The organism is Faecalibacterium sp. OF04-11AC, assembly GCF_003460645.1.
In the GTDB taxonomy this organism is placed as follows: domain Bacteria; phylum Bacillota; class Clostridia; order Oscillospirales; family Ruminococcaceae; genus Faecalibacterium; species Faecalibacterium prausnitzii_I.
On record NZ_QTVP01000031.1, the window covers coordinates 1 to 25256 of the forward strand.

Below are 25256 nucleotides of genomic sequence, written 5' to 3' on the forward strand. Positions count from 1 at the left end.
TCAGCTCTGAGAGTGCCTTTTTGCCTTGACGACCGGAAGCGGGCAGGCATCCCCGCGCGCGTCTACTTTTACCATAAGTGTTTCCCCCTAATATCAGAATATAACCGTGATTTCCGGCTGTTTCTCTTCTTTTTCCAAAATTTTGCCTACAATGGCTGCAGGCAGACCAACCTTTTTCAGTTCAGCTTCCAGTGCGTCGGCATCCTGCGGTGCCACAGCCAGCAGCAGTCCGCCGGAAGTCTGTGGGTCAAATAAAATTTCTTCCATCGCAAACGGCACATTCTCAAACCGGACAAAGGGCCCGGTGTGATTGCGGTTGCGCTGGCCCGCCGCTGTGTACAGGAAAGCATCGGCCGCTTCCCATGCACCCAGCAAAACCGGGACCCGCCGGGCATCCACCCGGCAGGCAAGTTTCCCGCCCATCATCTCGTGCAGATGGCCGAGGAAGCTGAATCCCGTCACATCTGTCGCGGCATGGACAGCATATTTCCGGCTGATCTGAGCCGCCGTTTTATTCAGTGTCGTCATGGACTGGATCGCCCCTGCCAGATGCTCCGGGGCAGCTTCCCCCACCCGATTGGCGGTACAGATGAGCCCCACGCCCAGTGCTTTGGTCAGGATGAGCTTGTCTCCGGGCCGCCCGGCGTCATTGGCATAGATGTGGTGCGGATCTACCAGGCCCGTGACCGAGAGGCCGTACTTGACTCCCGTGTCTGCAATGGAATGCCCTCCTGCAAGGATCCCGCCCGCTTCGGCGACTTTTTCCGCACCGCCGCGCAGGATCTCTCCCAGAACGTTCAGATCCATGCTCTCCGGGAAACAGACAAGGTTCAGCGCCGTCTTCACTTCGCCGCCCATCGCATAGACATCACTGAGGGCGTTGGCGGCCGCGATCTGCCCGAACGTGTAAGGGTCATCTACCATCGGCGGAAAGAAGTCCACGGTCTGTACCAGTGCGATATCCTCCGTGATTTTATAAACGGCGGCATCGTCCCGGCTGTCGTAGCCGACCAGCAGATTCGGGTCTTTCTCGCCCCGGGGCAGCTTTTCCAGAATATGGCTCAGCACTCCGGCACCCAGCTTGGCCGTACAGCCGCCCCCGGTACAGAAGACGATTTTTTCTTTCTCCGGCATCTTTATGCACGCTCCTCCTTTGAAAAAGCCGTCAGCACAGCCTCCACATTATAATCCCTTTTCAGCAACTTCTTGGTTTGCTCTCCTGCTGCCCGGCGCGCAGGCATATCGGCCTGGTTGAGTACCGCATAAAAATGGCGCGCCCCAACAGCCTTGCGCCCGCCCTGTTCATCGGCCAGCAGCTTCGCCAGCAATTCCGGCGTCAGGATCGTCTCCGACGGAACGCCCAGCAATGTGCAGGCCGTTTCCAGCCGGAAGCAGACTTCCTGCAGCGGCTTTCCCACTGCGGAGAGCCCTGCCACTGCCAGCACAATATCACTTTGAGGCAGCAGCACCGGTTCATGAGCCGCCGGGGCCTTGCAGGGCAGATGCTTTGCGCCATCTGCTTCCAGAAAGACCGCGTCTGCCTGCGCCATCCAGCGTTCCAGCTGCGGCGGCTGTGTCAGTTTGTTGTCCGGGGCCGGGGCTCCTGCTACCGCATAGTTGCCACTCGTCCAGAGAGCTGCAAGCTCCGCGTTCGTTCTGGCCAAGAGTGGTTCTTTCGGGCGTTGGATGTGAGTGGTAGTGGAAGCCAGCACCCGCCAGCCTTTGCGGGCACCGTGCGCCGCCATGGCGTGCAGCAGGGTGGTTTTCCCGCCTCCGCCCACCAGTGAAACGATATGCCCCTTTTCTTCCAGAAAGGGCAGCTGTATTTCATCCAGCATATTATTCCTGCTCTGCCACTGCCATTGCGATCTGCTCCGGCGTAATGGGCAGCTCATAGAAACGGGTGCCGATGGCGTTGTAAATAGCGTCCGAGATTGCCGGCAGCGGTGTGTTAATGACAACTTCACCGATGGATTTCGCACCAAACGGGCCGTTTGGCTCATAGCTGTTCTCAAACTCCACGTTGATGTGTCCAATATCCACACGGGCCGGGATCTTATACTGGAAGAGCGAATTTTCCATCGGGTATCCCTTGGCATCATAGGTAATGTTCTCGGTCAAGGTCATGCCGATGCCCTGCAGGATCCCTCCCTCGGCCTGTACCCGGGTCAGGTTGGGGTTGATGGGCGTGCCGCAGTCCACACAGGCGTCAAATTCCAGAACCTTGACTTCGCCGGTCTCTTTGTCCAGCTCGATTTCCGCAGCACCCACCATGTACGGCGGAGGCGACAGCGGAGAGGTATGGGTTTCGGTAACTTCCAGCGGGACCATGTGGCCGAACTGGGAAGCGCTCGCGATCTCCGCCAGCGAAACGCCGCGCTCCGGTGCAGCGTCCACATAGACTTTTCTTCCGTCAAAGGTCACTTCATCCGGGGCACATTCCAACATCTCAGCGCCCAGCTGCTGATCTGCTCCCGGAGCTTGAGGGCGCATTTTTCCACAGCCTTGCCGGTGACATACGTTGTACTGGAGGCATAGGAGCCAGAGTCGTATGGTGAAGTGTCAGTATCTGCACCAAAAACGGTAATGTCATCCAGCTCACAGTCCAGCACTTCGGCTGCGATCTGTGCCAGCGTGGTGTCACAGCCCGTCCCCATATCGGCTGCACCGATGACGAGGCTGTAGAAGCCTCATCGTTGACTTTGAGGGTCGCGCTGCCCACATCCATGCCGGAAATACCAGAGCCCTGCATTGCCATGCCCATACCGACGGCACGGACTTTACCGTTGCCCAGATCGTGGACCGGGTATTTCTCGTCCCAGCGGATCATCTCATGCACTTTGGCCAGGCAACGGTCCAGCGCGCAGCTGGTGTTGGTGGCCCCATAGTACGCGGGCATGTAGTCGCCCTCTTTGACGATGTTCCTTTGGCGGATCTCAAACGGATCCATATGGAGTTTTGCCGCCAGCTCATTGACTGCGGATTCCACCGCGAACAGGCCCTGCGTTGCGCCGTAACCGCGGTAAGCACCCGCCGACATGTGGTTGGTGTAGACCACATCATAGGTAAAGCGGAATGCTTCTGCCTTGGCATAGAGCGGGATGGATTTGTGGCCGGACAGGCCCACCGTGGTGGGGCCGTGCTCGCCGTAAGCGCCCGTATTGGAGAGCGTATGCATATCAATGCCTTTGACGATGCCCTCTTTGGTAGCACCCAGCCGGAGATGGATCTCCATCTCATGGCGGGGCGAAGAAGCGATCTGGCTTTCTACCCGGCTGAAAATGATCTTGGAGGGTTTCTTGGTCTTCCAGGTCACAAAAGCCGGGTAAACCTCGCAGACGTTGGTCTGCTTGGCCCCAAAACCGCCGCCGACGCGGGGTTTGATGACCCGGATCATGGATTTGGGAATATGCAGGGCATTGGCCACATTGCGGCGGGTATGGAAGACGATCTGCGTCGAGCTGAGAATGTTCAGACGTCCATACAAATCAATGGAGCAATACGTGCGGAATGTTTCCATCATGCCTGCTGGCAGGCCTTGGTATGGTAGGTGTGTTCAATGACGATATCGCTGTTTGCCAGTACCGCTTCAATGTCCCCATCGCCCTCTTCCCCATGGGCGCAGAGGTTTCGCTTATTGTCAGCTCCCACCGGGCAGAGGGCCTCCCAGTTTTCCTCCGGATGGACCAGAACGGGGTTATCTTTGGCCGTGTGGTAATCCAAAACAGCGTCCAGCACCTCGTACTCCACTTTGATGAGTCGGAGGGCCTTGTCCACGCATTTTTCGTCTTTGCCGGCCACAATGGCAACTACATCGCCCACAAAACGGACATGGCGGTCGATGAGCAGGCGGTCACGGGGACTGGCCTCCGGGAACGTCTGGCCTGCCTGGGTATACCGGGGAGCATCCTGCGGGACGTCTTCCCAGGTAAAAATCGCCTCAATGCCCGGCACCTTTTTGGCCACCGCCGTATTGATGGTCTTGACAATCGCGTTGGCGTGGGGCGAGCGGAGCAGCTTGACGATGAGGCAGTTGGCCGGAACGAGATCATCCATGTAACTGGCTGGCCCGTTACCAGCTGCATGGCATCTTTTTTGCGGTATGCTTTGCTGACGGTTTTCATTCGGCGGCCTCCTGTTTCTGTTTTTTCCAGGCAAGGAAATTCAAAATACCCCGCAGCTGGCCCTCATAGCCCGAGCAGCGGCAGAGGTTGCCGGAAAGATATTCTTTGATTTCCTCTTCCGTGGGGTATTCTTTTTCCCGGAAAAGGGCGAGGGCGTTCATGATAAAGCCCGGGTTGCAGAAGCCGCACTGCTCTGCGCCCTGGTCCGCAATGAATGCACCAAACTCCGCGGCTTCTTCCTGCAGGCCCTCCAGTGTCGTGACCCGTTTGCCATCGGCACGGGCAGCCAGAACGGAGCAGGAAAGGACGGGCTTGTCCTCCAGGAACACCGTGCACAAACCGCAGTTGGAGGTCTCACAGCCGCGCTTGACACTGGCACAGCCCTGGCTGCGCACAAGATCCAGCAGCAGGGTGTCCGCGGCCACATCGACCGACACCTTGGTGCCGTTTAAGATAAGATTGATCTGCATAATAGGGTCGTCTCCTCTCTCAGCCCAGCTGCTTGACGGCGCGCTTGACCAGCACACCTGCCAGATGGTTGCGGTATTCCGCACTGCCGCGCATGTTGCTCTCGGTCTTGATCCTGCTCCGGATGGAGGCAGCAAACCGGGCGCTCGTGAGCTCCGGCGTCTCCCCTGCATCGGCCGGCAGGGTATAGAGCACGGCCTTGCCCGGGCGGGCCCCGATGGCAAAGCGATACTCCCCGGCGGCGTTTTTTGCGGCCGCGCAGGTCAGCACCGGAATATCTGTCTGACTATTGCGCACCGATTGGTAGCAGAATTTTGCGTCTTCTTTTGGCACAATGACCCGCACCAGAATATCCCGGTCATAGGGGCGCTGGGCATACTCCGCCAGCGGGACGATGCCGCCTTTATACAGTTCCACCGAAGCATTCAGCGCCAGGAACATGGTAAGAACATCGGAAAAGCCAAAGCGGCTGTAAATGCTGCCGCCCACCGTGGCGAGGTTGCGCAGCTGCACGCCCACGATGTGCCGCACCGATTCCCGCACGGCACCGTCCGTATAGGCAGCGAGGCCGGGGTGCAGCTCCAGCTGGCGCAGCGTGACCATGGCACCAATGGAGAAGCCTCGTCCGTCTCCTCAATGGTGTCCAGCCCCAAGCCGGACAGATCAATGGCAGTACCAACGTTGATATTCTCCATCTTGAGCCAGATCATTCCACCCAGAACACGGTTGGTTTTTTTCTGGTTGAGCTGCCATGCTTCTTCCAGGCTCTCGGCTTTTTTATATTCCCGAATCGTCATCATACGCAGTTCCTCTCTTTTTTCGGTGATTACTTTTATTTTAACACAATTTATTTTATAATGCTATTGATAAGACAGCAATTTTGCCGCGATTGTAAGGGAGACTTTTTATGGCAGAAAACAAGACCTTGCCCGTCGGGTGTGTCATCATGGCGTCGGGGCTTTCCACCCGCTTTGGCTCCAACAAACTGCTGACACCCTTTGGCTCCGGCAGAGAGCCCATGCTCCGCCGCGCTTTTGCCGCTACGGACACGCCGCTTCTGGCTTCACGGGTAGTAGTGGCCCGCTCCCCGGAGGTAGAAACGCTCTGCAGAGAAGTCAGCGTTCCCTGCCTGCTCCACGCTCTGCCAGGCCGGAACGACACTGTGCGGCTGGGACTGGAAGCGTTGCTGGCAGAGCGGCCTGACCTTGCGGGCTGCATGTTCCTGCCCGGAGATCAGCCTCTGCTGCGGCGGGAGAGCGTAGAATCATTGCTCCGCGCCTTTGCAGAGCACCTCCGGACACAAAAAGAAACAGAACGGATGATCTTCCGGCTGGCATATCGGGCCAAAGATGACCCGACACCCCTGGTCGGAAGTCCCGTTCTGTTTGACAGCGGGTATTTCCCCGCCCTGCGCACCCTGCCCGAGGGCAAGGGCGGCAGTTTTCTGCTCCGGCAGTATCCGGAACAGGTACATTGTTTTTATACCGCTCACCACGAAGAGCTGTGGGATGCCGACACCCCGGAAGCCCTGCAGAAGCTGGAAGCGATGCTGTAATTATTCCGCTTTGTCGTCTTTCGGCAGCAGCAGGTTGAGCACGATGGCCACAAAGGCTGCCGGGACGATGCCGGACTCACCGCAGATGAGCTGGATGGCCTGCGGGGTGTGTGCCAGAATGCTGGAGTTTGCACCCATGCCATAACCGACGCCCAGAGCCACGGAAACGATGGTCAGGGTGCGCGGGGTCATCTTCTCTTTGGTGACGAGCTGGATACCAGACACCACGATGGAAGAGAACATCATGACAGCCGCGCCGCCCAGAACAGCCTGAGGCATAATGGAGACCAGTGCGCCCAGCTTGGGGATGAGGCCGCAGAGGATCAGGAAGACTGCACCGGTAGCCAGTGCACCACGGTTGACCACCTTGGTCATGGCCACCAGACCGACGTTCTGGCTGAACGAGGTGTTGGGCAGCACGCCAAAGCAGGCGGCAAAGGTGGAGCCCAGGCCGTCGCAGATGATACCGCCGGACAGCTCTTTATCGCTGGGCTCGCGGTTCATACCGCCCTCCATCACACCGGAGATATCGCCCACCGTCTCCACAGCGGTGACGATGAACATGACCATCACGGGCAGGATGGCGCGCAGATCAAACACGATCTTAACGGGCACCAGCTTGGGAATGGCAAACCAGCTGGCCTGTGCTACTTTGTCCCAGTTGAGGACCCAGGCCTTGGTGAACTCCACGCCGTCAGCGGTGACACCAGTGGTGGGCAGCACAAAGCCCATCATGATGGCAGCAACATAACCCACGATGATGCCGATGAGGATGGAAGAAGAGCTCAGAAAGCCTGTGGTCCAGTGCTTGAGGAACAGGATGACCACCAGCACGAAAATTGCCAGCAGCAGGTTTTCCATAGAGCCAAAGTCCTTTGCACCGTTGCCGCCGCCGAACGAGTTGATGCCGACGGAGATCAGCGACAGGCCGATGGACAGCACGACCGTGCCGGTAACGACCGCGGGAAACAGCTTGCGCAGAGGCTTGAGGAAGACGCCGAGGACGCTCTCAAAGATGCCGCCCAGAATGGACGCGCCCATAATGGCACCATAGGCCGTGACGCCGCCGCCCATGGTAGCCGCCACACTGTTGAACACGCCCAGGAAGCCTGAGCTGGTGCCCATAATGATGGGCACTTTGCCGCCGACGGGGCCCACTGCATACAGCTGGACCAACGTGACGATGCCGGCCACAAACATGGCGTTCTGCAGCAGGCTGACCTGCAGGTCGGCAAACTCGCCGCCTGCCAGGCCGCAGGCGCTGGTGATGATCAGCAGCGGGGTCAGGTTGCCCACAAACATGGCAAACACATGCTGCAGACCCAGCGGGATGGCGTGCTTGAGGGGCATTTTTGCTTCAAACTGGTAAGCTGCGCTTTCCAGCTCCGTACTTTTTAACATATCCTTGCTCCTTCCCTCTTTTGGGGTTCTCTTTTAACAGACGGTTCAAATTATAACAGCGCCAGCGGCACTTTACCAGAGGGTTCCGCAAGTTTTTGTTCCCGTTTCTTTCATAAGTCATACTTAAATCGGGCTTTGTGCAGTTTTTACAGACAAGACTCGGGTTGTTTGGCAAATATTACCCGCCGGGTACCAGCAGTCTGCGAGGCGCTGCAAGGGTCTCTGTGCCCTCGGGCAGGTCATTGGCAGCCAGCATCTGCCTGGGGAGACGGAGAATCTCCGGGCGATCTCAAACAGCTGCTCCCCTGCCTGTGCATAATAGACCCGCAGCGAGATCTCCGGGTCGGCTGGAGTCAGCGGTTCTCCCAGTGCAATGCTCTCCACGCAGGCTGTTGTGCAGCGCTCCAGGATCGTCCCCTCCACCCGGGCCGTCACCGTTACTTCCAGTGCACCGCCCTGTGCCGTGCATTGCAGATCTTCCACACTCAGCCAGCACTCCGGGTAGAGATCCGCTGTTTCCGGCAGCGTGGTATCCAGCGCAAGATCCATTTCCAACGTTTTTTCATAGCTTTCCAGCTCGGCCAGCGTATTTTCCGCAAAGGCCGTGACGGTTACCCGGGCCGTCAGGTTCCAGCGGCCATTCTGGAATGCCAGCTGAGCCGGGCCAAAAGAGGCAAAACAGGCCAGCACTCTTGCCCCGGCATCCGGCAGTGCACCGGAGCCTTTGAGGGGAGCAGATGCACTCAGCGGGCAGACGATCCGCTCGGATAAGATGTTCTGCATGGTCTGTGTCGTCTCAAATTTCGTTGAGAACGCGTCGGTCACGCACTGGAGCTGGTAAGGCCGCCAACCCCGCAGCCGGAGCATGGCGGTCACGGTCAGTGTGCCGGGGCCGGAAGTGTCCCCCTCGCCCTGTGCCAGTGTGAACCCGGTGGGCTCCACCACACACAGGCAGCGGCAGTCCTCACTCAGTCCCTCCGCGTCCAGCACCTGGTTGAACGGCAGTGTGATGCTGGTGCTCCGCAGGCTCGTCTCTCCCTCGGCACGCCAGGCACACTGTCCTTTGATTTCTCCCTTGGCAACAGCCTTTCCCCGCAAGACTTTCAGCTCCCGGACCTCTGCCGTGCCGGTGATGTCCAGAACTGCCGCCGGGGCTGTTTCCAGTGCAAGCTCCCCCTCCACGGTGATCAGCTTTTCCAGCGCAGCGGCACGCCGCACGCCCGTAATGGTGGTAAACTTCTGCTCAATGCCCCCCTCCGAGAGTGCAGTGATGAGCTCTGTTTTGTTCTGCGCATGAACCGATACCACCAGCCCGAACGCGCCCCGTGCCTCGATACGGTGGGGGTTGACCACCCGGCAATTGACATATTCCGTCTGTCCCTCCACCTGTGCCGCCCACGCCGTAAATGGGAATTCCGGCAGCTCCAGCGTTTTGGTAAAGGGCAGCTTCTGCTCGGTCTGGCAGAGGCCCGCGCCGTCCTCGCCTGATAATAGACCGTACAGCGCAGGTAGCCGTCCAGCGTCAGCCGCCCGGGCTGCAGCTGTTTTTGCAGCACCACCGGCCGCACAAAACACTTGACCAGTTTAAAGACCGGGGGCAGGTAATCGGAAATCAAAATCTCTGTTTCCAACGGGAGCTCCGCCTTGAGGGTGCAGCTGGCACCTGCAGCGGGCAAAGCATCCCGGAAAATCTTCAGTTCCATGCAACGCGCTCCTTTCCTGTCCGCTTGGCACATTTTATGCTCTGTAATGAAACGGTATGCGCAAAAAATCTGCCGGACAGCACACAGCCATCCGGCAGATTTTTGTTACAGGTTCTCTTTGGGGCTCTTTTTGATGCCGAACAACCGGCACAGCAGCCCCCGGAGAAGTTTCGGGCTTTTTACCACAACCACCTGCATGGATGCACCCCGCCTTTCACTGGTTTTGCCCCAGTATAAGCGGTTTGCGCACAAAATGTGCAGGCGCTTCAGCAAACAGGACCGTCTGCCAGCGTTTCAACGACCACCAGTGCTCCGGTGCGGGTGCTGACGGTGATGCAGTCAGAGCCCTCAGCATATTCATTGCTGACGCCCAGCGGATAGGTTGCTGTCAAGATCGCATCCGTCAGTTCATAGAACGAACCGTTCTCGCACACACCCTCGGCCTTTCCCTCCAACGGGAAGACAGAAAAGAAGAAATAATCTTCCTTGGGGTAGCTGCGGGTCTCACCGGGGAGTACATAGCTGACGCGGCTGCGCTCATCCTGAATGGTGACCCGCACGCCGCGCTGCTCCAGCCCAAGGCCGGTGCAAAGGTTTGCCAGTGTATGCTCCAGCCGCTTGCCACCCAGAGCACCCAGCAGCAACACCTCCGTAAAGCCTTTTTGAGAGACCAGCTTGGCGGCATACTCGGTATCGGTATCATCCTTGACATGGGGCAGAACAACAATGTCGTCATCCTGCTGCTCCGGGCAGGGAGCCGTATCAAAATCGCCCACTATGATATTGGGCTTGCAGCCCAGCGGAATGCAATTGCGGTAGCCTGCGTCACAGGCGATGATGAAATCATCCGGGCGCAGCAGCTTTGCCAGTTCCGGCGAAACCGGGCAGGCGGAAAGGATCACACAACGGGACATAAAACTGATTCTTCTTTCTTCCTCGATTCTTGGCTCCCCTGTTAGGGGAGCTCCCGGACGCGCCCCCCGTAGGGGGACGGAACGGGTGAGAGGTTTTTAAACTTTGGGCCGCTGCCAGTCTTTGACGTCTTTTACTTCGTCGTACATGGCGCAATAGCTGTCGTACCGGGTCTGGGAGAGTTTCCCCTCGGCCAATGCGGCACGGACGGCGCAGCCTTTTTCTGCACGGTGGGAACAGCCGGTAAACTGGCACTCTCCCAGGTAAGGCCCAAACTCCGGGAACGCGTGTTCCAGATTCTCTTTCGGGATAAACCCGGCACGGTTGGCTTCCAGGCTGGCAAAGCCGGGCGTATCGGCAATGCGCCCGCCAAACGCCTCAAAAATGGTCACTTCCCGGGTGGTGTGGCGGCCACGGCCCAGCTTCTGGCTGATGGCACCCGTTTCCCGCTCCACGTCTGGCAGCAACGCATTGAGCAGCGTGGATTTGCCCACGCCGGAGTTTCCGCAGAACGCGCACAGACGGCCTGTGATCCACTGCTTGACCTCGTCCAGCCCGGCTCCGGTCTCATAATCGATCCGGATGAAAGGCAGGGTGGATTTTTCATAAGCCGAGCGCAGGAACTCGGCTTCGGCCAAGTCGCCTTTGGTACAGACGATGACGGGCTGAACACCTTTATCCACTGCAATGGCCGAGAGTTTATCCAGTACCAGTGTGCTGGGGGTAGGCTGTGTGGTGCTGGCCACCAGGAACAGCACATCCAGGTTTGCCACCGGCGGACGGACAAAGACGTTTTTGCGGGGCGCGATCTGTGCAATGACGGCTGCGCCGTTCTCGGTTTCCAGCGTCACTTCATCGCCTGCCACCGGGGTGATTTTCTGTTTGCGGAAAATGCCGCGGGGCTTGCACTCCACGATTCCCTCCGCTGTTTTGACGTAATAGAACCCGCCGATGCCTTTCATGATATAATCGTTCATCCGCGGCCTCCCTTACGACAGCCAGGACTGCCACCAGTCCCCCAGAGTGGCACCGCCAGAGGACGATGCACTCTCGCCGCCCTCCGTGCTGCTGGAAGAAGAATCGCTGCTGCCCCACAGGCCGCCCCACCAGCTGCCATCACTGCCGCCATCCGAGCTGCTGGGGGCTTCCGGTTCCGGTGCGGGCTCCGGGCCTGCACTGACGACCACACTGACACGGCTGTTCAGCTTGATGGATGCCCCTGCGCCGGGGTTCTGGCTGATGATGGTGCCCACGGGCTGGTCACTGTACTCCTCCGACTGACTGCCGAGGCCCAGTTTGTTCTGCACCAGCAGGGTGCGGGCATCGTCCACACTCATGCCCACCAGAGAGGGCACCTTGGTGGTGGTGCTCACCTGCGGGCGGCTGACATAGACGACCACCGTAGTCCCGGCGGCCACCTGACTGCCGGCGGCCGGGTCGGTGCGGATGATGGAGCCTGCGGCCACCGATTCATCCACCGCCTGGGTGACCAGAACGGACACGCCCAGATCTTTGAGCTGCTGTTCGCCATCGGCCTGCAGGTAGTTGGTCAGGTCCGGCACCGTGACATACTGGATGCCCAGGCTGACGGTCAGTGTCACGCTCTGGCCCTCGCGGACGGTACGGCCCGCCACGGGAGACTGCTTGTAAACATAGCCTGCGGCGTAGTCGTTGGAATACTCCTGCTCCCAGTTGACGGTGATCTGGCCGGAGGCCACCTGTTGAGAAGCGTTGACTTCATCCTGCGTCATGCCGCTGTAATCGCCCAGGACAACATCGGCTTTCTGGTTCATCAGATTGCTGGAATCGTTGAGGATGCTCCAGCACAAAGCGGCACAGGCCAGCGCAAAGGCCACCGTGATGCCAAACAGCACCGGGAGAAAGGCCGAGCTCCGCTTCTTGCCTTTTTTGCGGGTATTTTTGGCACTGCCGCGGACAGTGCCTGCCTCACGTTTTTGACTCATAGAGGGTGTCACCACCTTTTCAGGAACTTCTTCCGGGAGATAAGTGTAGTTGAAGACGATGGCCGGGTTCTCCACATAGGCATTGAGCGCTTCCAGCATCTCTGCCGCGCTGCTGTAGCGGTTGGCTGGCAGCTTTGCCATGGCACGTTCCGTGATCTCCACAAGACCATGCGGCACAGTGGGAGCCAGCTCCTGCAGGGAGCGGGGCTCGTCGGTGATCTGCTTCATGGCCACGGCCACTACATCGTCGGCGTCAAAGGGCAGCTTGCCCGAGAGCATCTCGTACATCATGACGCCCACCGAATAAATATCGCTCTTGCGGTCTGTTTCGTCCCCCTTGGCCTGTTCCGGGCTGATATAATGAACACTGCCCATGGCCTTGCCGCCGCCCAGCTGATTTTCGGCCCGGGAGACCCGCGCGATGCCAAAATCCATCATCCGGAGCTGGCCATTGTCCAGCAGCATGATGTTCTGGGGCTTGATGTCCCGGTGCACCACGCCGTTGCGGTGGGCATGGTCAAGAGCCTTTAAGATCTGGGAGATGAAATGCACCGTTTCCCGGCTGGTCAGCTTGCCGCCGCGTTCGTTCAGGTACTCCCGCAGCGTCATACCGTCCACATACTCCATCACGATATATTGCAGCGTTTCGCTGACCGAGACATCATACACCTTGACGATGTTGGGATGGTTGAGCAGCGAAATGGCTTTGGATTCATTTTTAAAGCGGCGGACAAGGTCCGGGTCGTGCATCAGCTCCTGGCGCAGGACCTTGACGGCCACCACCGTTCCCACCGGGACAGGGCCGTTTTCCCCCACCACGACTGCCTTATAAACATTTGCCATACCGCCCGTGCCAATGAGCTCCCGGACTGCATACAGGCCGTCCAGCGTCCGGCCAATGAGATTATCCATGGCGTACCTCCAGCGGCTCTACGCCCAGCAGCAGGGCGGTGATATTATCCGGCCCGCCGTTTTCATCGGCGGTGTCCACCAGGCGGTCCGGCAGGTCGTAGAACGAGCCCTTGCCCAGCAGCTGCTCGATGTCTTCCCGCGGGACGGCGTTGGTCAGGCCGTCCGAGCAGAGCAGCAGCAGATCCCCGGGCTGCACCTTGACGATGGTGCACTCCGGCTCCAGCCGGTAATCCACGCCAAGAGCCTTGGTAATGATGTTTTTCTGGGGATGGTGCTCGGCCTCTTCCACCGTGATGGTGCCGCAGTCCACCAGCTCCTGCACATAGGAGTGATCGTGGGTGAGCTGAGTGAGCTTGCCATCCCGGTAGAGATAGGCGCGGGAATCCCCCGCATGGCACAGGAATGCCTGCCCGGCCCGCACCAGCGCGCAGACCGCGGTGGTGCCCATGCCGGCAAAGGCTTCCTCGTGCATAGCTTTCTGGAAAATGAAACGGTTGGCACTGATGAGGGCACGCTTTAAAAACGCTTCCTCCTCGCCGGGCATACACTGGGCATACTGCTCCTGGAAGCAGCGCTCAATGACGTTGCATGCGCTTTGCGAAGCTTCGCGTCCGCCCCGTGCACCGCCCATACCGTCGCACACAAGCACCCAAGCCGCATCGCCGGGGAGCTCCCCGGCACGGTAATCGTCCTGGTTTTCCTGGCGGACGCGGCCAACGTCCGTTTTTCCTGCTAGTTTCATAGGTTTCTCCTTATGCTTTCCCATTCATCTCGTCACGGCGGAGCTGCCCGCAGGCAGCGCTGATCTCACTGCCCAAACGGCGGCGGACCGTGGCGTTGACGCCCAGACTTTCCAGCTTCTGCTGGAAACGGCGGACGTTTGCGGCATCGGTGGCGGAGTAGGGGCTGCCGTCCACCGGATTGATGGGGATGAGGTTGACATGGGCTCCCATGCCCCGGATGAGGTTTGCCAGCTGTTTTGCGCAGGCATCGGAATCATTGACGCCCCGCACCATGGAATACTCAAAGCTGACGCGGCGGCCCGTGGTATCCTGATAGCGGCGGACGGCCTGCATCAGCTGCTCCACCGGGTAGGCGTCGTTGACGGGCATCATCCCGCTGCGGATCTCATTGTTGGGTGCGTGCAATGAGACGGAAAGGGTCAGCTGCAGCTTTTTCTCCGCCAGCTGGTCGATCTTGGGCACCAGACCGCAGGTGGAAAGGCTGATATTCCGCATCCCGATATTGACGCCCTCCGGCGAGGTGATGTTCTCGAGGAAGCGCATCACCTCGTCAAAATTATCCAGCGGCTCGCCAATGCCCATGAGGACGATGTGGGAGATGCGCTCCCCGATGTCCTTTTGAGCGGTATAAATTTCAGAGCAGATCTCCCCTGCTTCCAGGTTGCGCACCCGGCCCGCCTGGGTGGAGGCACAGAAGCGGCAGCCCATCCGGCAGCCCACCTGGGTGGAGACACAGACCGTATTGCCATAGTGGTAGCGCATGACGACGGTCTCAATGCAGTTGCCGTCCTCCATCCGCAGCAGATATTTCACGGTGCCATCTTTGGCCTCCTGCCGACGCTCGATCTGCGGGGCCGCGATATAAAACTGCTCTTCCAGCTTGGCCAGCAGGGTCTTGGGCTGATCGGTCATGGCGGAAAACTCCGTGACCAGCTTCTGATGCACCCAGTGGAAGATCTGTTTTGCCCGGAACCCCGGCTGGCCCAGCGCTTTAAGCTCTGCGGCCAGCTCCTCCAGCGTCAGGGAGGATATACAGCGTTTTTGTTCCATTGCGTTCTCCTATTGCTTCCCGGTGCAGCACACCGGGATTTGGTCATTGTTTCTGCATCGCGCAGAGGAAAAAGCCGTCCATCCCGGTGCGGGTAGGTACGGAGAGGGCTCCATGCTCCCCCACCGTCATCCCCTGCGGGAACGGCACCTCCGGCGTGACGACCCGGAACTCCGGATGACGGTTTAAAAATGCCGCCACCTGTTCCTCATTTTCGGCCGGGTCAATGGTACAGGTGGAGTAGACCAGCCGCCCGCCTGCTTTGAGCAGAGAGGCTGCTGTGTCCAGAATGGCCGATTGGGTGGCCAATAATTCATCGTGGCGGGCTTTGGGCAGGCTCTTATAGCGGATATCCGGCTTTTTGGCCAGGATTCCCAGTCCGCTGCAGGGCGCGTCCACCAGGATTCGGTCTGCCTGCGGCAACTTGGGGTTTGGTCTGGAGGCATCATTGCAAAGCGTCTCGACGCAGGCGGTAAATCCCATCCGTTCTACGGCCTTGGCAATGAGCTGGACGCGGTTTTCGGTCACGTCGCAACTGATGAGCCGCCCGGTGCCCTGCATTTCCTCAGCCAGCAGCAGCGTTTTGCCGCCGGGGGCTGCACAGAGGTCCAGCACGGTATCGCCCGGCTTTGCCTCCACACAGAGGGCCGCCAGCTGGCTGGCCTGTCCCTCCACATGGTAGTATCCCTGCCGGAAGAGCTCCTGCTCCGCCGGGCTGCCCTCAAAACGGGCCAGCACACTGCCCGGGACGATCCCCGGTTCCGCGCTCTTGGCACCATTTTGCAGCAGCAGCTCACACAGCTGTGCCGCGCTGACCTTGAGCGGGTTTGCCCGCAGGCTGGTCATACCGCCGTCTGCCGTATGGGTCAGGATGCCAAGTGCCTCCTCCGGGTAATGGCGGTGCAGAAACTCCGCGACCTCCCGGCTGGCGGAGCGAGAACCATGAGCTTTTCGATTTCATCCTTGAAAACGGCTTTGTCCAGGTCATAGACACAGGCCTTGCGCAGGACCGCATTGACCAGGCCCGACGCACTGGATTTTTTGAAACTCCGGGTCAGCTTGACGGCCTCATTGACAGCCGCCGAGACAGGCACCTGCATATAACGTGCCTGCGCCACTGCTGCCCGCAAGATCTCCCGCACCGGGGCGTCCAATTTGGCAAGGCCTTTGGGCAGAAACTGCTCCAAAATAGAATCGATCGTTCCGCGATGCTCCAGCACCGTGTAAAAAATGGCGCTGGCAAAGGCTTTATCGCGGCCATCCAGCTCCCGACGCCGGAGCTCAGCATCCAGAATCAGGTTGGAAAAGCCATCCTGCTCCTGCCGGACCAGAGCCGCCACCGCCGCCGCGCGGGGATTGGCCGCCATCAGAGGCTGTCCCCCGTTTTCAGGCGGAGGCCCGCTGCAAACGAGGTGCCGTCCATGGGCTTTTTGCCCTCCGGCACCACATGCAGCAGCTGGACAGCACCCTCGCCGCAGGCAACCGTCAGAGGCTTGGTGGCCAGCACCGTGCCGGGCGCTTCTCCATTGGAGGGGGCCACACGGCACTCCATGACTTTGACTTTCTTCCCGCCTGCCGTCATAAACCAGGCACCGGGCCAGGGGTTCATGCCCCGCACCCAGTTGTGGATGTGTGCGGCAGACTCCGACAGTTTGAACTCGGCCATGGCCTTGTCCAGCATGGGGGCCAGGGTGGCGTTTTCGTGGTCTTGCTTCTGGGGCTTGAGCGTTCCTGCCGCAATGGCCGGGATGGTCTCACAGAGGACGCGGGCCCCCACAGCCGTCACACGGTCAAACAGCTCGCCGCTGGTCTCCTCGGGGTCAACGGGCATCTTCTCACAGACCAGCACATCGCCGGTGTCGAGGCCCTCATCCATCTGCATAATGGAGACACCCGTCTCTGTATCCCCATTGAGGACTGCCCACTGCACCGGGGCGCTGCCACGGTACTTGGGCAGCAGGGAGACATGCAGGTTGACGCAGCCGTATTTCGGGATGTTCAGCACGCTGGCGGGCAGGATGCAGCCATAGGCCACCACCACGATGAGCTCCGGGGCCAGCGCCTGAATGTTGGCGTCCTCGCCTCCGTCCCGCAAGGTGCGGGGCTGGAAGACGGGCGTGCCATGCTCCAGAGCAACCTCTTTGACCGGAGGAGCCGTGAGCACCTGCTTGCGACCCACCGGCTTATCCCGGCGGGTGTAGACGGCGCAGATATCATGCCCTGCAGCGTACAGAGCCTTGAGGCACTCGGCAGCAATGTCCGGCGTACCCATGAACAGAATGCGCATCAGTTGTTTCCTTTCGCTTTGCGGGCTGCAGCGCGGCCCTCTTCCGTATCCTCATAGAAATACTCGCTGGACTGCATGATGGTGATGCCGTCCAGGTGGTCGTTCTCATGCTGGATGCAGCGGGCCAGCAGGCCCTCGGCCTCCAGCTCAAACCAGTTACCGTTGCGGTCCTGTGCACGGACTTTGACAGCCGCCGGGCGGGTCACTGCACCGTTATGGCCAGGGAACGAGAGGCATCCCTCGTAGGCAGTCTCTTCATCCTCGGAAACAGCCAGGATCTCGGGGTTGACGAAATCAATGAACTTGTACTCGTAATCCTCGGGGATCTCGTCCGGAGCATCGGTGGTGTCCCACACCACGAACAGACGGCGGAGCATGCCAACCTGAGGGCCGGCCAGGCCCACGCCATCAGCCGCGATCATCGTCTCGCGCATATCGTCCAGCAGGGTAGCCAGACGGTCATCAAAATTGGTCACAGGGCGGCAGACCTTGTTCAGGATGGGGTCGCCCTCTTTTACAATGTTACGGATCGCCATAAATCGAAACCTCCAAAAGTTTGTATTGTGTTATCATCAAATATCGCCATCCGAGTGCAGGTCTACAACGACCGAGGCCTTAGAGGGCAGCTTTTCCTGCTCGTAGAGGCCCAGCGTTTCCCGGACAAGATCCCGGAAACGGCGGTCATTGCGGCACTTGATGGTGAGCTTATAGCGGTAGGTGTCGTTGATTTTTTCAATGTTGCCGGGGGTCGGGCCCAGCACCCGCAGAGGCAGGTCCGGCTGTCTGGCCGCCTGTTGGCCCAGCAGAGCGGAAAAACGGGCTGCTGCCCGGGCCACCTCGATCTCTTTGCCACCCGCAAAGCCGATGACGCAGAGCCCGCAGAACGGCGGGTAAAGGCCCAGCCTGCGGTATGCAATCTCCTGCTCGAAGAAAGCATCGTAATCCTGCGCGGCGGCGAGGTTCAGAACCGGGTTATCCGGGTCGGTGGTCTGGATGATGGCAAAACCGGGGTCTTTGGCCCTGCCGCTCCGGCCCACCACCTGAGTGATGAGGCTGAAGACCGTTTCATAGGCCCGGAAGCCCTGTGCAAACAGGAGCGAGTCAATGCCGAGGACACCTACAAGGGTCACGTCCTCAAAATCCAGCCCTTTGGCCACCATCTGGGTGCCCACCATGATGTCATACTCATGATCGGCAAACCGGGCCAACAGCTTCTCGTGGGCGTCTTTTGCGGCGGTGGAGTCCTGATCCATCCGCAGGATGCGGGCTTCCGGGAAGAGCTTTGCAAGCTCTTCCTCTGCTTTCTGTGTGCCAAAGCCCCGGTATTGCAGCTTGCCGCCGCAGGCGGGACAGTTTTTGGGGGGTGGGTCCATCTGGCTGCCACAGTAGTGGCAGAGCAGTTTGTGGCTGGCCTTGTGGTAGACCATGGGGACACTGCATTTGGGGCACTTGAGCACCTCGCGGCAGTCCTCGCACTGAGCCACCGTCTGGTAACCCCGGCGGTTGAGGAGAAGGATGGTCTGCTTGTGGGCTTCAAGGTTGCGGCGGATGGCGTCTTCCAGCGCAAGGCTGATCTCCCGCGGTTGCCGGAAGCCAGCTCCGCCCGCATATCCACGATCTGGACACTGGGCAGCGGGTTGCCTCCATAGCGTTTGGTCAGCCTGACCAGCTGGGTGCGGCCTTTCTGGGCCGCAAAGTAGCTTTCGGTGCTGGGGGTGGCACTGGCCAGCAGGAGCAGTGCACCGTTTTCCGCCGCGCGCTGGCGGGCCACCTCATGGGCGGAGTACCGGGGTGCGGACTCAGAGCGGTAGGTATGCTCCTGCTCCTCGTCAATGATGACAAGGCCGATGTTTTCCAGCGGCGAAAAAATCGCGCTGCGGGTGCCTACCACGATATCCGCCCCGCCATCCTGGATCATCTGCCACTGGAGCAGCCGTTCGGTGTGGTTGAGGGCGGAGTGCTGCACGGCCACCCGGCGGCCAAACTGGCTCTTGAGCCGCAGGATCATCTGAGGTGTCAGGCTGATCTCCGGCACCAGCACCAGCGCCTTGCGGCCCAGCTGTAAGCACCGCTCAATGAGCTTTAAAAAGACCAGCGTTTTTCCGCTGCCTGTGACACCGTAAAGCAGCGCCGAGTGCGGGGCGGTATCTTCCAGGTGAGGCAGCAGGGCACCATAGGCAGCCTGCTGCTCCTCCGTCAGAACGATCGGCTCATTTTTAAGTGGGATGCTGGCGTAAAGGTCGATGGAACGGTTGACCCTCGTACAGGCCAGCACGCCTTTGGTGCAGAGATTGTCCAGCACCGCCCGGCTGATGCCTTTTTCTTCCAGTTCTCCCTGCGTGCGGGGGCCTCCACTGAGCAGCGCCACTGCCGCCAGCTGTTTGGCGGTCGGTTTCGGCTTTGCGGGCAGCTCCCCGGCCAGCTGGTAAGAATTCTCCGTGTGGCGGGTGAGCTGTTTTTGCAGTACCGGCGTCACACCATCGGCAGCCACGGCGGGCTTGTACTGTGCCCCATACGGGATGACCGCCTTGACGGCCTCGTAATAGGTGCAGAACGTCCGTTCTTTTAAAAAGTAGACCAGCTTGAGCAGCTCCGGCGTCAGGCAAGCCGAGGCCGGGGCGACGTCAAACAGGTACTTGAGCTTGGAGCTTTCCGGCTCGGCGTCGCAGGCCAGCACCACCCCCATCCGGGCACGGCTCCCCCGCCCAAATGGCACCAGCACCATGCTGCCCAGGCGGACAGCGTCCTGCTGGTCCGGCATGACGGCGTAGGTATAGAGTTTGTCGAAATGAAAGGTTGCATTGCTGACGGCAACGCCCACCGTTTTTGGCATTCGCGCGGCTCCTTTATGCGTTCAGTCCTGCACGCTGGCAGATGACCTGGTACAGCTCTTCGGCACAGGGGCCGATCTCGTTGTTGACCAGCTTGACGGCAAAGTGGTCCTGCTGGGCCAGTTCCTGCTTGGCCGTGGCAAGACGCTCCCGGATGCTTTCTTCCGTCTCGGTACCACGGCCCCGCAGACGGCGCTCCAGCTCCTCCTCCGAGGGAGGCAGCAGGAAGACCGTGGTTGCACCGGGATACATCCGGCGGATATTGGCCGCGCCGTGCACGTCGATGACCAGCACCACCAGCTTGCCTGCGTTGAGGCGCTTGTTGACCTCTTCTTTCAGGGTACCATAGTAGTTGCCGTTATAGAAGTTGTGCTCCACCACTTCATCGTCCTCAATGAGCTTCTGGAACTGCTCCCGGGTGCGGTAGTAGTAATCCACACCCTCCTGCTCCCCGGGGCGGGGCGAACGGGTGGTGGCGGAGACCGTCTTTTCGATTTCAGGGTGGGCCTCACGCAGGGCTTTGACAACGCTGTCCTTGCCCGTACCGGCTGCACCCGAGACTACAAACAGATATTTTTCATTTTCCATGATTTTACTGCTCCTCTTCTATCACTTTGCCCTCCGGCTGCCCGGCGGCACGGCTGGCCACCGTTTCCGGCTGCAAGGCCGAAAGGACGACATGGTCGGAATCCATGATGAGCACCGCGCGGGTGCTCCGGCCATAGGATGCGTCGATCAGCATTCCACGCTCCCGCGCCTCTTTGACCAGACGCTTGACCGGGGCGGAATCCGGGCTGACAACGGCCACGACCCGCCCGGCACTGACAAGGTTGCCAAAGCCGATGTTGATGAGCTTCATCCTGTTCCCTCTTTTCTTGGAGGATCACTCCAGATTCTGGATCTGCTCGCGGATCTTCTCGATCTCCGCTTTCATATCCACCACAATGCGGGTGATGTCCAGATCCTGGCACTTGGAGCCAATGGTGTTCGTCTCACGGTTGAGCTCCTGCGTCAGGAAGTCCAGCTTGCGGCCAACCGGCTCGTTCTGCTCCAGAATGGAGCGGTACTGGGCAATGTGGCTACGCAGGCGGACGGTCTCTTCATCCACCGCGGTCTTATCGCCAAAGATGGCGGCCTCGGTCAGGACACGGGCATCGTCAATGTTGCGGTCTTCCAGAATGACCTTGAGCTTTTCATACAGACGGTTGGTATAAGCCTCCACCCGGCCTGCGCTCAGGGTCTCCACTTTGCCGACGCACTCCTCCAGGAAGTTGAGGCGGTTTTCCACGTCCGCTTTCATCTTGGCGCCCTCGGCGGCACGCATCTCCACAAAGCGGTCCAGTGCCTGAGCTGTCACGGCGGAAACATCCTCCCACAACTGTTCTTCGTCCACATCAGCGTGGCGGGTCGCCAGCACATCCGGGAACCGGGTCAGCAGGCTGGTGGTGGTGTCGTTCTTGATGCAGAGCTCCTCGGACAGGGTGCGGAGAGCCTGCTGGTAGCTGCGGGCCAGCTCCATGTTGACTGTGACCACAGTATCAGAAGCTTCCACATTCTGGACCGTCAGGCTCAGCTCCAGCTTGCCGCGGGTGACACGCTCGTTGAGCTGCTTTTTCAGGCGGCTGTCCAGATAGCTGCAGGTGCGCGGCATCCGGGAAGAATACTCAAAATACCGGGAGTTGACGCTGCGCAGCTCCACCGTGATCTCGCGGCCATTGCGCACAGCAGTTCCCCGGCCAAAACCGGTCATGCTCAAAATCATGCTTTTTTCCTCGTATTCCAAAGGGTTTTCTGCGGACATTCTTCGTATATGTATCCGCTTTGGGGCACACAGACCCATGTTACGATACATATATCATATATTTTACTCTGCTGCCCTTTTTTTTGCAAGCAATAAAAACAAAAAAGGGGCAGCTGCATCAAATGGTGCAGCTGCCCTTTCTGGTATTATGATTTAGACAGGGTGAGACTTGTTTGCAAAATCCGCATGGTCGGCATCGACGCCCTGCAGCTTTGCGTTGCGCTTCTCGAAGAACTTGGGTGCGACCTGCGGGAACATTGCGTAGGTCAGCACGTCCTCTTCCTGAGTAGCCCACTTGGCAGCTTCCGTCTTCAGCTTGTCCATCTCAGGAGCAAGGGTATCTGCAAAGCGGCAGGTGATGGGCTGCTCGTCGCCCAGGATCTTCTTGGTGAACTCGGGCTTGATGGGAGCGGGAGTCTTGCCGTAATCGCCATGGACCAGGCCCTTGAACTCCTTGGTAACCATCTTGTAGCGCTCGCCCAGGATAACGTTGAAGACAGCCTGCGTGCCAACGATCTGGCTGGTGGGGGTGACCAGCGGAGGATAACCGGCATCCTCACGGACACGGGGGATCTCAGCCAGCACATCATCCAGCTTGTCTTCCTTGCCAGCATCTTTCAGCTGCTTGAGCATGTTGGAGAACATGCCGCCCGGCACCTGATACAGCAGGGTGTTTGCATCCACGCCCAGAGACTTGGGGCTGATCTGGCCGTTGGCGATGTACTTCTCGCGCAGCTTTGCAAAGTACGCGCGGACAATATTCAGCTGCTTGAGGTCGAGGCCGGTGTCGTAATCAGTGCCCTGCAGGGCGGCGACCAGACTCTCGGTAGCCATGTGGCTGGTACCGCCGCTCAAGGGGCTCATCGCGGTATCGACGATGTCAGCACCCGCCTCAATGCCCTTGAGCAGGGACATGGAAGCCAGGCCTGCGGTGTAGTGGCTGTGGATGTCCACAGGGATGCTCAGCTCTTTCTTGAGCTCAGAGACCAGGTCATAGCAGGTATAGGGAGTCAGCAGACCAGCCATATCCTTGACGCAGATGGAGTTTGCACCCATGTCCTGGAGGGTCTTGGCGTACTTGACATAATACTCGTTGTTGTGCACGGGGCTCAGGGTGTAGCTGATGCAGCCTGAACATGAGCGCCTTCCTTGTTGGCTGCCTTGATGGCAGTCTGCAGGTTGCGGGGATCGTTCAGCGCGTCGAAAATACGGATGACATCGATGCCGTTGGCAACGGACTTCTGGACGAAGTACTCGACGGCGTCATCTGCATAGGGGCGGTAGCCCAGCATGTTCTGGCCGCGGAACAGCATCTGCAGCTTCTGGTGGGGCAGCTCCTTGCGCAGGATGCGCAGACGCTCCCAGGGGTCCTCATCCAGGAAACGGATGCAGCTATCGAACGTAGCGCCGCCCCAGCACTCCACAGAGAAGTAAGGGATCTTGTCCATCTCGGGCAGGATCGGGCGCATTTCATCCATCGTCATACGGGTAGCCAGCAGAGACTGGTGAGCATCGCGCAGGACGACTTCCGTGATCTTGATCGGCTTTTTGGCCATGGTTGTCACCTCTCTCTTAGTTCATGGAACCAGAGTGTCACCGGAGTTGACGGTGTCGCCCTTGTTGACGTTGACGGAAGCAACCGTGCCGTCCTGAGGAGCAACGATCTCGTTCTCCATCTTCATAGCCTCAAGGATGGCCAGCACGTCGCCAGCCTTGACGGAATCGCCAGCCTTGACCTTGACGTCCAGAATGTTGCCGGGCATGGGAGCTTTAACAGCAACAGCACCGGCAGCACCAGCGGGAGCGGCAGGAGCAGCAGCCGGAGCCTTGGGGGCAACGGGAGCGGCAGGAGCAGCCACAGGAGCGGCAGCAACGGGAGCAGCGCCAGCGGCAGTCTCCTCAACAGAGACGCTGTAAGCAACGCCATTGACGGTAATATTGTAGTACTTCATGGAAGAATCCTCCTGAACAAAATCAGTTCAATCTCGTTTTGATTCGATGTACATTTCTTACAGAGCCATGTTGCCGTGCTTCTTGGGCAGGCGGGCAGCACGCTTGGTGCTCAGCAGCTCAAAGGCAGCCACGACGCTGGCGCGGGCATTGGCAGCCTCGCAGGTCATATCGGCAGCGCCGCAGGCAACGGCATTGGCAGCGCTGCACACCTCAGCGGCATAGGCAGCGGCCTTGGCGTTGGTAGCGGCAATGATGTTATCGGAAGCATCGATCTCGTCCTTATACAGCACAGAGACAGCGGCGTTGGGCTCCAGGGCGCTGACGGTGCAGCCGTTGACCGCGATCTTGAGATCGGCATTGGCCAGAGCAGTGTAGACAGGACCCACAGCCTTGCCAGCCAGCACGCAGACCTTCGCGGTGGTAGCATCGGCATAAGTGGCAGCCAGACGGGCAGCCTCGCGGATGCCGCCAGCGATGTCATCGGTGGTGCTGGGCACGAAGCCGTTGGTGTTGACGATGGTCAGCACGGGGACGCTGAACGCGTCGCACAGGCGGACAAAACGGGAAGCCTTGGCCACGCAGTTGTGGCACAGCTGCTCGCCGGTTGCCACAACGCCCACAGCGTTGCCGCCGATGGTAACAAACGCAGTGTAGACACTCTTGCCGAAGCCCGCGTACATCTCCACAGCGCTGTCCTTATCGATCAAGGCGGCGGCTGCTTTCTCAGGGGCAGCACCCACAGTCAGGGCAGCGGTGGGCTGCTCAAACTCGAAGATGGCCGGGCCGGTCAGGTTGTTGGCAGGCAGCAGGCCCACGATGTGGGCAGCTTTCTCGGCAGCTTCCTCAGCGGTGGGCACCACGATGGCAGCCACACCAGCCTTGGCAGCGGCAGCGGCAGAACCGGCATTGGCGACCTTATCGCCCTTGGCAGCAGCGGTAAAGGGAGCGGTGAAGAACAGCTCTGCATCCTCTGCCATCACGCAGACGTCTGCATTGGCAGCGCTCAGAGCGCTGGTGCCGCCGCACACACCCAGCACAACGGCGACCTGCGGCACAACGCCGGACACCTTTGCGATGGTGGCATTCAGCTTGGCGCTGGCAGTCAGCACATCCAAGCCCTCGGCCAGCTTTGCGCCGACGGAATCATAGAACGTGACCACCGGGCAGCCCGTCTGGGCAGCCAGCTCCAGGACTTTGATGTTCTTCTCTACATCTTTGACGGTGACAGCCTCGCCGTTCTGGAAAACAGCGTAAGCCTGCTGGCCAGCCGCATAGCCGCTGGCAGCGCTCACTGCGCCGTCTGCAAACAGCGCGGTGTACTCCCCGTCATCGAAAAACTTGGCGAGGATTTCTCCTTTGGTACTCTTTGAAGCCATGGTAAGACCTCCTGCTTTTCTGTGTGAACTTTCAAAATTAGCTATATTATACCCTACTTTTCCCAGTTGCACAAGGGTTATTCCATTCCGATTTTTCCGGAAATGTTACATTTTTAGCAAATAGTCAGAAATTTCGGGCATATTGCTACTTGCGCTTTTTTGCCAGCTGCCGGGCCCC

21 protein-coding genes and 4 pseudogenes are annotated in these 25256 nt (G+C 59.4%); 1 reads left to right on the forward strand and 24 read right to left on the reverse strand.

Annotation, left to right across the window (positions count from 1 at the left end; all coding sequences use genetic code 11):
• Window positions 1–93: 93 nt before the first annotated feature.
• The 5 genes and pseudogenes from selD to DXA70_RS11605 form a co-directional block, all read right to left on the reverse strand.
• Window positions 94–1134 carry a selenide, water dikinase SelD gene (gene selD, locus DXA70_RS11585; RefSeq protein ID WP_128118559.1) on the reverse strand — a complete coding sequence of 347 codons (1041 nt, stop codon included), beginning with the start codon at window positions 1132–1134 and terminating at the stop codon, window positions 94–96.
• Window positions 1135–1136: 2 nt separating this feature from the next.
• On the reverse strand, window positions 1137–1838 hold the full coding sequence (gene yqeC, locus DXA70_RS11590) for a selenium cofactor biosynthesis protein YqeC (protein ID WP_128118560.1): 702 nt from the start codon (window positions 1836–1838) through the stop codon (window positions 1137–1139).
• 1 nt (window position 1839) lies between these two features.
• Window positions 1840–4124, reverse strand: a pseudogene (locus tag DXA70_RS11595) (molybdopterin cofactor-binding domain-containing protein).
• Window positions 4121–4594 (reverse strand): (2Fe-2S)-binding protein, encoded by a 474-nt coding sequence (locus DXA70_RS11600; protein WP_022257231.1) that lies wholly within the window; start codon window positions 4592–4594, stop codon window positions 4121–4123. The pseudogene DXA70_RS11595 and the gene DXA70_RS11600 overlap by 4 nt, the downstream one beginning before the upstream one ends.
• 19 nt (window positions 4595–4613) lie before the next feature.
• Window positions 4614–5392: pseudogene (locus DXA70_RS11605) on the reverse strand (FAD binding domain-containing protein).
• Between the two features lie 107 nt (window positions 5393–5499).
• Between DXA70_RS11605 and DXA70_RS11610 the strand changes: the two are divergent.
• Window positions 5500–6147 carry a nucleotidyltransferase family protein gene (locus tag DXA70_RS11610; RefSeq protein WP_243001361.1) on the forward strand — a complete coding sequence of 216 codons (648 nt, stop codon included), beginning with the start codon at window positions 5500–5502 and terminating at the stop codon, window positions 6145–6147.
• Here the strand turns inward: DXA70_RS11610 and DXA70_RS11615 are convergent, their stop codons facing one another.
• From DXA70_RS11615 to DXA70_RS11695, 19 genes and pseudogenes are all read right to left on the reverse strand, one after another.
• Window positions 6148–7548 carry a nucleobase:cation symporter-2 family protein gene (locus tag DXA70_RS11615; protein WP_128118561.1) on the reverse strand — a complete coding sequence of 467 codons (1401 nt, stop codon included), beginning with the start codon at window positions 7546–7548 and terminating at the stop codon, window positions 6148–6150. It abuts the gene before it with no gap.
• Window positions 7549–7671: 123 nt separating this feature from the next.
• On the reverse strand, window positions 7672–9123 hold the full coding sequence (locus tag DXA70_RS11620) for a DUF3794 domain-containing protein (protein WP_243001362.1): 1452 nt from the start codon (window positions 9121–9123) through the stop codon (window positions 7672–7674).
• 394 nt (window positions 9124–9517) lie between these two features.
• Complete coding sequence (locus DXA70_RS11625) at window positions 9518–10165, reverse strand: thiamine diphosphokinase (RefSeq protein ID WP_128118562.1); 648 nt, start codon at window positions 10163–10165, stop codon at window positions 9518–9520.
• A 96-nt stretch (window positions 10166–10261) separates the two neighbouring features.
• The gene (rsgA, locus tag DXA70_RS11630) at window positions 10262–11140 is read right to left on the reverse strand and encodes a ribosome small subunit-dependent GTPase A (protein WP_128118563.1); all 879 of its coding nucleotides are present in this window, start codon (window positions 11138–11140) and stop codon (window positions 10262–10264) included.
• A gap of 12 nt (window positions 11141–11152) precedes the next feature.
• Window positions 11153–13039 carry a Stk1 family PASTA domain-containing Ser/Thr kinase gene (gene pknB, locus DXA70_RS11635; RefSeq protein ID WP_128118564.1) on the reverse strand — a complete coding sequence of 629 codons (1887 nt, stop codon included), beginning with the start codon at window positions 13037–13039 and terminating at the stop codon, window positions 11153–11155.
• On the reverse strand, window positions 13032–13781 hold the full coding sequence (locus DXA70_RS11640; protein ID WP_112147560.1) for a Stp1/IreP family PP2C-type Ser/Thr phosphatase: 750 nt from the start codon (window positions 13779–13781) through the stop codon (window positions 13032–13034). Before DXA70_RS11640 ends, pknB begins: the two co-directional genes overlap by 8 nt.
• Window positions 13782–13791: 10 nt before the next feature.
• Window positions 13792–14832 carry a 23S rRNA (adenine(2503)-C(2))-methyltransferase RlmN gene (rlmN, locus tag DXA70_RS11645; protein ID WP_022257241.1) on the reverse strand — a complete coding sequence of 347 codons (1041 nt, stop codon included), beginning with the start codon at window positions 14830–14832 and terminating at the stop codon, window positions 13792–13794.
• A gap of 43 nt (window positions 14833–14875) precedes the next feature.
• A complete protein-coding gene (locus tag DXA70_RS14765; RefSeq protein WP_243001363.1) occupies window positions 14876–15676 on the reverse strand; it encodes an SAM-dependent methyltransferase in 801 nt (266 codons plus the stop codon).
• Window positions 15677–15696: 20 nt separating this feature from the next.
• Window positions 15697–16197: a transcription antitermination factor NusB gene (locus tag DXA70_RS14770; RefSeq protein ID WP_243001364.1), complete on the reverse strand. Its 501-nt coding sequence runs from the start codon at window positions 16195–16197 to the stop codon at window positions 15697–15699.
• Window positions 16197–17117: a methionyl-tRNA formyltransferase gene (fmt, locus tag DXA70_RS11655; protein WP_128118565.1), complete on the reverse strand. Its 921-nt coding sequence runs from the start codon at window positions 17115–17117 to the stop codon at window positions 16197–16199. Before fmt ends, DXA70_RS14770 begins: the two co-directional genes overlap by 1 nt.
• On the reverse strand, window positions 17117–17653 hold the full coding sequence (gene def / locus DXA70_RS11660) for a peptide deformylase (RefSeq protein ID WP_022257244.1): 537 nt from the start codon (window positions 17651–17653) through the stop codon (window positions 17117–17119). The genes fmt and def overlap by 1 nt, the downstream gene beginning before the upstream one ends.
• 36 nt (window positions 17654–17689) lie before the next feature.
• Entirely contained in the window at window positions 17690–18691 is a 1002-nt protein-coding gene (gene priA / locus DXA70_RS14775) for a primosomal protein N' (RefSeq protein WP_347553561.1), read from the reverse strand.
• Window positions 18692–18882: 191 nt separating this feature from the next.
• Window positions 18883–19950, reverse strand: a pseudogene (locus tag DXA70_RS14780) (DEAD/DEAH box helicase); the annotation flags it as partial.
• 13 nt (window positions 19951–19963) lie between these two features.
• Window positions 19964–20536 carry a guanylate kinase gene (gmk, locus tag DXA70_RS11670; protein WP_022257246.1) on the reverse strand — a complete coding sequence of 191 codons (573 nt, stop codon included), beginning with the start codon at window positions 20534–20536 and terminating at the stop codon, window positions 19964–19966.
• Between the two features lie 4 nt (window positions 20537–20540).
• Window positions 20541–20807 carry a DUF370 domain-containing protein gene (locus DXA70_RS11675; RefSeq protein ID WP_022257247.1) on the reverse strand — a complete coding sequence of 89 codons (267 nt, stop codon included), beginning with the start codon at window positions 20805–20807 and terminating at the stop codon, window positions 20541–20543.
• Window positions 20808–20831: 24 nt separating this feature from the next.
• A complete protein-coding gene (locus tag DXA70_RS11680; RefSeq protein WP_128118566.1) occupies window positions 20832–21710 on the reverse strand; it encodes a YicC/YloC family endoribonuclease in 879 nt (292 codons plus the stop codon).
• A gap of 192 nt (window positions 21711–21902) precedes the next feature.
• A pseudogene (locus tag DXA70_RS11685) lies at window positions 21903–23305 on the reverse strand (oxaloacetate decarboxylase subunit alpha).
• A 21-nt stretch (window positions 23306–23326) separates the two neighbouring features.
• Window positions 23327–23701, reverse strand: a complete 375-nt coding sequence (locus DXA70_RS11690) for a biotin/lipoyl-containing protein (protein WP_128118567.1) — start codon at window positions 23699–23701, stop codon at window positions 23327–23329.
• A gap of 57 nt (window positions 23702–23758) precedes the next feature.
• The gene (locus DXA70_RS11695) at window positions 23759–25078 is read right to left on the reverse strand and encodes a carboxyl transferase domain-containing protein (protein WP_128118568.1); all 1320 of its coding nucleotides are present in this window, start codon (window positions 25076–25078) and stop codon (window positions 23759–23761) included.
• Window positions 25079–25256 lie beyond the last annotated feature (178 nt).